This window comes from uncultured Desulfovibrio sp. (assembly GCF_944324935.1).
In the GTDB taxonomy this organism is placed as follows: Bacteria; Desulfobacterota; Desulfovibrionia; order Desulfovibrionales; family Desulfovibrionaceae; genus Desulfovibrio.
Window position 1 is genome coordinate 52427 of sequence record NZ_CALUYG010000012.1, and the last position, 8768, is coordinate 61194.

Here is an 8768-nt window from a genome sequence, read left to right on the forward strand (position 1 = left end):
GGCCTCCTCAAAAAAAGGGGAAGGGACGGCTGCGGCAACGCGGGCCCGACCTGCCGTCCCGGGCATGCGGAGGCGCGGCCGCTTGGGCGGGACGCGTCCGGCGCGGCGGCGCATCGTCCGCCGCGCTGCAAGGGGTTCTAGCCTTTTTTCCCGGACTTGAAAAGACGGCGGCAGGGCCGCATTGACAAGGGCCCGGACTGGACTTACTTCTCAACAACCCCAAAAAACATCATCGGAGGAGCCATGCTCACGTTGACCGAACAGGCCATCAGGGAACTGGAAGCCTTTTTTGCCGACCGTGACCGCGAACCCATTCGCGTGTACCTTGCCCCGGGCGGATGCTCCGGGCCGCGGCTGGCGCTGGCGCTGGATGCGCCCGGCGATGACGATCAGTCGATGGAAGCCGGGGGCTTCAGTTTCTGCATCCGTAAGGATCTGCTGGATCAGGTGGAGGCCATCACCATCGATGCCTCGCCGCTGGGCTTCGAGCTGACCCCCAAGAATCCTCTGCCCAACACGGGCGGCAGCGCCTGCGGCGGTTGCTGCGGCGGCTGCGGCTCACATTAACATACTGAGGGAGCATATATGCTGACCGTATCCGAAGACGCCCGCAAAGAGCTTGAAGCGTACTTTGACGGGAAGGAAAAGAAGACCATCCGCATCTTTCTGGCCCCGGGAGGCTGAAGCGGCCCGCGCCTTGCGCTGGCTCTGGACGAGCCTCTCGATTCTGACGACGTCATCGAGGAAGCCGGTTTCCGCTTCTGCATCGACAAGGAACTGCTGGATCAGGTCAAGGGCGTGAGCATCGGCATAAGCTACATGGGCTTCACCCTTGATCCCGAAGTGCCGCCGGCATCTGCCGGCGATTCGGGAGGTTGCGGGTCCTGCACGTCCTGCGGAACGCACTGATGACCGGCCCTGCCCACGGCAGGAAGCCCATGCGGCGGCCGTGACGCCGGAAGGCGGGACCCGAGTCCGGTTCCGGCATTTTTCGCTTTCGTCGCAGTGAGAGGAGTTCACGCCGGGCATATTCTTGCCCCCCAAGGGCGGAACTCGTGAACATACGGGCGGCGGAGACGGTCTTTTCCGTTTCCGCCGTCATTCATGCCTGCGGAGATGTCGCCCCGTCTTTCCGGCGGCGGGCGCTTTCCCGGCAGGGCCGTCAGGGACACATACAGGCCCGAGGGCCCGGGTAGCATCTTTACATGACCGCGGAAAAACTCCTTCCCTATCTTGAGGCCCCGGCAGGGGAATGGCGTCTGGAACGCAGCGGACTGGCCACGCGCTGCCGTCTGGCGGCCGAAGCGCTGGCGGCGGGACGCAGCGCCTGCCTGCTCGTGCGTGACCGTGACGAGCTGCACAATGCCCGTGCGCTCGTATCGCTCTTCATCCCCGAACTCTCCGTGGATGATCCCCCGCTCACCCGGCCGGCATGGGCCTCCCCCTGTCTTGCGCTGCCGGATACGGCGGGCATACGGCAGGGGAGGGACGTCTGGGCCGCGGGCATGGCCGCCTTTCGCGGGCTGGCGGGCGCGGGGCCGCATTGCGTGGTGGCCGGGCCGGAAAGTCTGCTGCTGCGGCATCCGCCACGAGATTTTTTCGCACAGACCGGCCTTGATCTTGCGCGCGGGCAGGACTTTCCCCCGGAGCTCCTGCTGGAGCAGGCCGTGGAGTGGGGATATGAGCGCGTGCCGCTGGTCAACCGCCCCGGCGACATGGCCCGGCGCGGGGACATCCTGGACATCTTCCCTCCCGGTTATGCCCGGCCGCTGCGGCTGGAATTTTTCGGCGACGTCATCGAGGAGATCCGCCTCTTTGACCCGGAAAGCCAGCGCTCGCTCCAGAATCTGGAGGAATTCAGTCTGCTGCCGGCGCTGCCCTTCGCCTGCGCCCCGGCCGATATGCTGCGCTGGAAAGAGCGCCTGGACGGCCTGTTCGCCCAGGGGCGGCTGAGCGAAAACCAGCATTACTGCCTCAAGAAGGCGCTGCACGGCGGCGGGGTCGGCCTGTTCCCCGGGCTGCTGCATGACGATGCCTCGTTGCTGGAAGACTGGCTGCCCGCGGACGCGCTCTGGCTCCTGCCCGGCAGGGCGGACGCCGAGGATGCCCTTCGCGAGGGCGCGCTGCGCCTGCACCGGCTGCTGGAAGAGGAGGGCGGCGATCTGGCCCAGCCGGCGTCGCTCTGCCTGCGTCCCGACCCGCAAAAGGCCCCGTGGCAGGACAGGGTCGCCATCTTTGCCGAACCGCTGGTCATGGGGATCGAAGAGCAGGGCGCGGCCCTGCCGGAACGCCGTCTGCACGGCTTTGCCGACCTCTTCCCCCTGCCCGGCGCGGCGGACAGACCGTGGCAGCAGCTTGCCACGGGCCTGCGGCAGTGGCAGGCCGAAAAGCGGCAGGTCATCCTGAGCTTTGCCTCCGGGCGCAGCCGCAACAAGTTCCTGAAGCTGGCCGAACAGGACGGCATCGTGCCGGCCCTGCGCTATGCCCCGGAACAGCACGGGCTGTTTGCGCTCGTTTCGGGCTTTCGCGGCGGCGTGGAGCTTGCCTGGGACGACAGTCTGCTGCTCGGCGAGGACATCCTCTACCCCCGGGCGGAAAAGACGCCGCGCGTGGCCTCCCGCGCCTTCCGGGGCATGGACAGCTTCGACGACCTGAAGCCCGGCGCGCTGCTGGTGCACAGGGATTACGGCATCGGCCGCTTCGCCGGGCTGGAGCATATCGACCACAGCGGCACGGGCAATGATTTCCTGTTGCTGGAATACTCCGGCAACGACCGCCTCTATGTGCCGGTGGACCGTCTGGGCCTTGTGCAGCGCTTCAAGGGCGGCGACGGCGCGGAGCCCGCGCTGGACAGGCTGGGCGGTCCCTCCTGGGCCAGCGGGCGGGAAAAGGCCCGCAAGGCCATTGAGAAGATCGCCGCCGATCTCGTGGAGATGTACGCTTATCGCAAGGTGGCCAAGGGCTTTCGCTATGACCCGCCGGGCGAGCTCTACCGCGAGTTCGAGGCCACCTTCGGCTTTGAGGAGACGCCCGATCAGGCCCGCGCCATCCAGGATGTGCTGGACGATATGGACAAGCCCGAACCCATGGACCGTCTCGTCTGCGGGGATGTGGGCTTCGGAAAGACGGAAGTGGCCCTGCGGGCCGCCTTTCGCGCGGCCTCCGAAGGGCGTCAGGTGGCGCTGCTCTGCCCGACGACCGTACTGGCCGAACAGCATTTCCAGACTTTCCGGGCGCGTCTGGCCGGCTTCCCGGTCAATGTGGGGCTGCTGAGCCGTTTCGTGCCGCGCGCCCGGCAAAAGGAAACGCTGGCCGCGGCCGCGGCAGGGCAAATAGACATCCTCATCGGCACGCACCGGCTGCTGTCGGCGGACGTCAGCCTGCCGCATCTGGCCTTGCTCATTCTGGATGAGGAGCAGCGTTTCGGCGTGCGTCACAAGGAAAAGCTCAAGGCGCTCAAAAAAAACGTGGACGTGCTGACCCTCACGGCCACGCCCATCCCCCGCACCCTGCAATTGTCCATGTCCGGCATCCGGGATCTCTCGGTCATCGAGACCGCGCCGCAGGAGCGCAAGCCCGTGGCCACGGCCGTTCTGCGGCGGGACGAGAACGTCCTGAGGCAGGTGCTGGAGCGGGAGATCGCCCGGGAGGGGCAGGTATTCTGGGTCTACAACCGGGTGCAGGGCCTGCCGCGCGTGGCCGACTATGTGCGGAGCCTCGTGCCCCAGGCCCGTGTGGGCATGGCGCATGGCCAGATGGGCGAGGTGGAGCTGGAAGAGAACATGCACAAGTTCTGGCACGGCGAGCTGGATGTGCTGGTCTGCACCTCCATCGTGGAGTCCGGTCTCGACTTCCCCCGTGCCAATACGCTGGTGGTGGATCAGGCGCAGATGTTCGGGCTCGGCCAGCTCTACCAGCTGCGCGGCCGCGTGGGCCGCAGCGACCGGCAGGCCTACGCCTTCTTCGTCGTGCCGGATGCCGAACGCCTGTCCGACGTGGCCGAAGAACGCCTGCGCATCATCATGGATATGGACTATCTGGGCGCGGGCTTCCAGGTGGCTATGGAAGATCTGCGCCTGCGCGGCGCGGGCAACATCCTGGGCGAGGTGCAGTCCGGTCACATGAGCCGTGTGGGCCTCGATCTCTATCTGGAGATGCTGGAGGAGGCCGTCTCCCGCCTCAAGGGCACGCCCGCGGCCATCGTGGCGGAAACAGAGCTCAACATCGGCTTGCCTGCCCATATCCCGCAAAGCTATATTGCGGACGGTCGCGAGCGGCTGCGCTGCTACAAGGCGCTTTCCTCCGCCGTGGGCGGGGCGGCCCGCGAAGAAGTGGCGCTCTCGCTGCGCGATCGTTTCGGCGCCTTCCCCGTGGAACTGGAGAATTTTCTGGCCGTGCTGGACTTCAAGCAGTTCCTCGGCGAAGTGCAGGTGCAGCGGGCCGACATCACGCAGGATCATGTCAAGCTCGTCTGGGCCGACGGGCAGGATGCCGTCTCCCCGGAAAAACTGGTGGCCCTCGCCGCCGAGACGCCCGGCGCGCGCCTGCTGCCCCCGGCCGGGCTCTTCTGCCCCCTGCCGCAGGGCATGAGCGTGGGCGAGGGACTGAGCGCCATCCGCAGCAGGCTTGAGACCGCCCGTCTGCCCCGTTAGAGCATGTTGATCCTGCTGGTTATTGGGGATAAGGGAGACCCCGCGCGCTGCTGTCGATGCCCGTAAGGCTCCTGCGTCGTCTGACGGGCACGGCCCTGCGGGCCGCCATTCGGTCGCGCGCTGCCGTCGATGCCCGTAAGGTTCCTGCGTCGCCCAACGGGCACGGTCTCTGCGGCCGCCATTCGGTCGCCGCGGTGCGGGAGGGCTCAGTCCTTTCGCGAAGTGAAGCGAGAAAAGGCGTTCGCGTCACCCTTCCCCCAAAGCCCCATTCCTTCCCCGGCGCGCTTTTCTCGGAAGGGGGCGGGGCAGGCGGCAGGCGTCCAGCAAAGAGCATCGTGCGCAGGCGTGGTCTGTCGTGCGCGTCCCCGGGAACTCTATGGAAAAACTTATGCTGACAGATACTCGCCGCAGAGAGGAAGCCATGCCGCAACGCCATCCTTCCCCCGTTTCCCGCGGCGGCCGGCAGCGTCCGCCGGCGATCCTGCGCTGGCTGCTGCTTGTGAGCTGCCTGCTGACGGCCTCCTGCATGGAAGGCAGCTTGCCGGACGGGGCCGTGGCCAGCGTCAACGGCAGGACCATCACCCTGCAGCTCGTACAGGCCCTCATGGACAGTCGTTCCGTGGATATGGGCCCCCTGGAAGCCGGAGCGCCGGACATCGTCAAAAATCAGTATGGCGAAGCCCTGGGTACGCTCATCATCGCCTGTCTGGCCGAGGAGGAACTGGCCGAACGAGGACAGTCCGTGAGCGAGGAGAGCGTCCGCCGCGAGGAGCAGATCATCCGGGAAGATTACGAGGGGGAAGACCTCAACGCCTATCTGGAACGGGAAGCCCTCGATTATGACGTCTGGCGGCGTCTGCTGCGGGTGCATCTGACCATGCAGGCCTTTGAACGTCAGGTGCTCCTGCCGTCCATCCGCATCAGCGTGGAAGAGGTGCGCGCCTATCACGCCGCCCATGCCGACCGTTTTCGCGTGCCGGATCACATGATGCTCTGTTTCCTTTCCGGTGAAGACAAGCCCCGGATGGAGGCGTACTGCCGCCGCTTCCCCACAGGGCGCGACAACGTGCCCGACGGGCTGCGCGTGCAGTGCCTGGATATGGAGGAAGCCGAACTGCCGCTGCCGGAACGCAAGGAAGTGGCCGCCATCGCGGAAGGCAAATGCGGCAATATCCGTGAGGTGGACGGCAGCTTTCGCGCCTTCGGCGTGGTGATCCGGCACAAGGGCGGCCTGCAGCCGGCCGCCGCCGTCTATCCGTTCATCGAGGCGGCCTTGCGCGAACAGAAACTGCGGGCCGCCTTTGCCGCCTGGCTCGAACGGCGGCTGGCGCATGCCGATATACGCGTGGCGGCGGCCCTGCGCCCGGTACTGGAAGATATGGCGCGCCGGTCCCGTGAGCGGGAGGCGAGCACGAAAGGGACGGCGGCCGAAAGCGCCCCCGCCCCGCAGGAAAAGACCGCCACGCCGGCCGCCCCCGAGGCTTCTGAGCGGCCCGATGCGTCTGCCGCGCCAGCGACAGGCGGACAGCCCTCTGAAAAAACGGCGGAAAAACGGGAGCCGACCCCCTGATCCGGCTGCCCGCTGGAAAAAGAGACCAGCCCATTGCCTTTTGGGCGGATTGCGGCTATTGGCAGAAGATTCAGCCTATACTGTGTGGGAGAACCGTCGTGAAAAAAATGCTTCTGTTTCTGTTGTGCCTGCTGGTCATGGCGACCGGCGCTCATGCTGCCCAGCTCAATACCGTTGCGGCCGTGGTCAACGGCAAGATCATCACCATGCTCGATCTGCAGAAGGCCGCCCTGCCGGATCTGGCGCGCGCCCGGCTCAATCCCAATGATCCCAAGCAGAGCAAGCAGGTCAATGAGGTGCTGCGCAAGGCACTGGACAACCTCATCATCAACATGCTGGTGGAGCAGGAAGCCAAACGCCTCGAAGTGACGGTCTCGGACAGCGAGGTGGATCAGGAACTCATCAATATCATGAAGGAACGCCGCCTGACCCGCGACCAGTTCGAAGCCCAGCTCAAGCGGCAGGGCCTTACCCTCGCCGAGCTGCGCGAGACCTTCAAAAGCAACATCATGCGGCAAAAGATCATGGGCATGCAGGTCGGCCGCAAGGTGGTGGTGACGCCGGAGGAGATCAAGGCGTACTACAACAAGCACAAGGATGAACTCTTCCTGCGCGACGGCCTGCATATGGGGCTGATCGTCTACCATCCCAATACCAATGCCGGCAGCATCGCCGCGCAGATCAAGTCCGGCAAGCTGAGCTTCGCCGAGGCGGTCCGCAAGTATTCCGTGGGCCCCAACAAGGACAAGGGCGGCGATATGGGCCCGGTGGAGTGGGACAAACTCAATCCCGAATGGTCGGAGCGCCTGAACGGCATGCGGCCCGGCGACGTCACGCCGCCCTTCGTCATCCAGAAGAACATCAAGGCGCAAGTCATGCTGTTTCGCCCCGGGGTCACCGGCCCGGACAAGCCGCTGACGCTGGAAGAGGCTACCCCTCAGATCGACGCCATCCTCCGGCAGCCCAAGGCCATGGAACGCTTTGAAGACTACATCGGTCAGCTGCGCAGCCGCGCCGTCATCGACATCAGGCTGTGACCGGCGGAGGGGAGCGAACATGAATCTGGAAGAACTGGGCGCGGCCCTCAAAGCGGAACGCGAGCGGCGCGGCCTCGGCATCGAAGATGTGGCCAATACCCTCAAGATCGGCGCACGACAACTGCGGGCCCTGGAAGAGGCGGACTTGGCATCCCTGCCGCATGTCGCCTATACACGCGGCTTTATCCGCTCCTACGCGAGCTTTCTCGGGTTCTCGCAGACCGAGATAGAAGAAGTGCTGCACTGCCTCGCGCCCCAGGAAAACATCGTGGCCTCCCAGGCCGTGTATACCCCCGCCGAAGAAAGCCACGGGGCCGCCATCGGCAGGGCGTTTTCCCTGATCGTGGTGCTGCTTGTCCTCATGGGAGGCGGCTACTTCCTCTGGAGCAGCGGTCTTGCCCAGAAAGGAATGGATATGCTGAGCGGCACACGCTCCGATACCCCCCAGGTGGCAAAACCCTCCGGCCTGCCGGAAGAAGTCAGGACGCCGCCTCCGGCCGCCGGCGAGAAAAAGAAGACGGACGAAACGCCGCAAGCCGCCGCCCCGACATCCGCCGCGTCGGCCCCCTCAACGCCCGTGCCCGCCGCACGGATGGAAGCGCCGGCCGCCACGCCGGCCCCGGCCGCACAGGCGCAAGCGGCCGCCCCGACCCCTTCCGCGCCCACCACGACAGCCGCTGCGCCTGAAAAGAAGGAAACGGCCGACGGCGGCAATGATGTACAGCCCGGACAGCACAAGGTCATCATCATCGCCACCGAAGAATGCTGGATACACTCCAGCGCCGACAAGACGGACGTCCGCCAGTTCTCACTCAACAAGGGCGATACCTTCGCCCTGACCTTCAGCACCCGCCTCGAACTCAAGCTCGGCAACGCCGGCGGCGTCCGCATCCGCTACGACGGCAAGGAAATGCCGCCCGCCGGCACGTCCGGCCAGGTGCGCAATCTCGTTTTCCCTCCTCAGGAGTAGTGGGGGGAGGGATGTTTATGCGGGGGAGGAGGGGCGCTTTTTGGGCAGATTGTCAATTGAAAGGTAACAGAGGGCCTGCCAAAAAAAGAAAGCCCCATGACAGTTGTTTTGTGAACAAACACCTCAACAACGAGGAACTGTCATGGGGCAAAAACACCTTACCAAAACTCACAGAGAAATCATAGAGCGGCTTCTGGGGGAAAAATCCCTCAGGAGCATTGCCGGGCTTCTCGGCTACAGCCCAGCGGCCATTTCAAGGGAAGTCCGGCGAAACGCCAAGAAAAACGGCAGATATGATGCACAGGCCGCTCAAAGGCGGGCCGACTGGCGTGCCTCAAACGATAAGAACGCGGGAAAGCGGACGGCTTTTCTTACCGCCTCTGTGCGGGAGGGATTGAGGAATGACTGGTCCCCGGAGCAAATTGCGGGCCGCCTGCGACAGGACTTTCCCGAAGATCCGGCACGGCACATTTCCTTCAAAAGCATGTATCGCTGGATCAGCAAGGATTCCCGACAATACGAGAAGGGAAGGCCGCTCA

Annotated in this window: 7 protein-coding genes; all 7 read left to right on the forward strand. The window is 65.1% G+C overall.

The features are described from left to right. Positions 1-243: 243 nt before the first annotated feature. A complete protein-coding gene (locus Q0J54_RS04435) occupies positions 244-567 on the forward strand; it encodes an IscA/HesB family protein (protein WP_296304220.1) in 324 nt (107 codons plus the stop codon). Between the two features lie 18 nt (positions 568-585). After that, on the forward strand, positions 586-909 hold the full coding sequence (locus Q0J54_RS04440; protein WP_296304221.1) for an IscA/HesB family protein: 324 nt from the start codon (positions 586-588) through the stop codon (positions 907-909). Positions 910-1205: 296 nt separating this feature from the next. Then, positions 1206-4652: a transcription-repair coupling factor gene (mfd, locus tag Q0J54_RS04445; protein WP_296304222.1), complete on the forward strand. Its 3447-nt coding sequence runs from the start codon at positions 1206-1208 to the stop codon at positions 4650-4652. 388 nt (positions 4653-5040) lie between these two features. Beyond that, positions 5041-6222: a hypothetical protein gene (locus Q0J54_RS04450; RefSeq protein ID WP_296304223.1), complete on the forward strand. Its 1182-nt coding sequence runs from the start codon at positions 5041-5043 to the stop codon at positions 6220-6222. Positions 6223-6329: 107 nt separating this feature from the next. Next, complete coding sequence (locus Q0J54_RS04455; protein ID WP_296304226.1) at positions 6330-7259, forward strand: SurA N-terminal domain-containing protein; 930 nt, start codon at positions 6330-6332, stop codon at positions 7257-7259. A 19-nt stretch (positions 7260-7278) separates the two neighbouring features. After that, positions 7279-8229, forward strand: a complete 951-nt coding sequence (locus Q0J54_RS04460) for a helix-turn-helix domain-containing protein (protein ID WP_296304224.1) — start codon at positions 7279-7281, stop codon at positions 8227-8229. A gap of 142 nt (positions 8230-8371) precedes the next feature. Beyond that, the coding region (locus Q0J54_RS04465) for a helix-turn-helix domain-containing protein (RefSeq protein WP_296304225.1) at positions 8372-8768 on the forward strand (397 nt) is incomplete at its 3' end.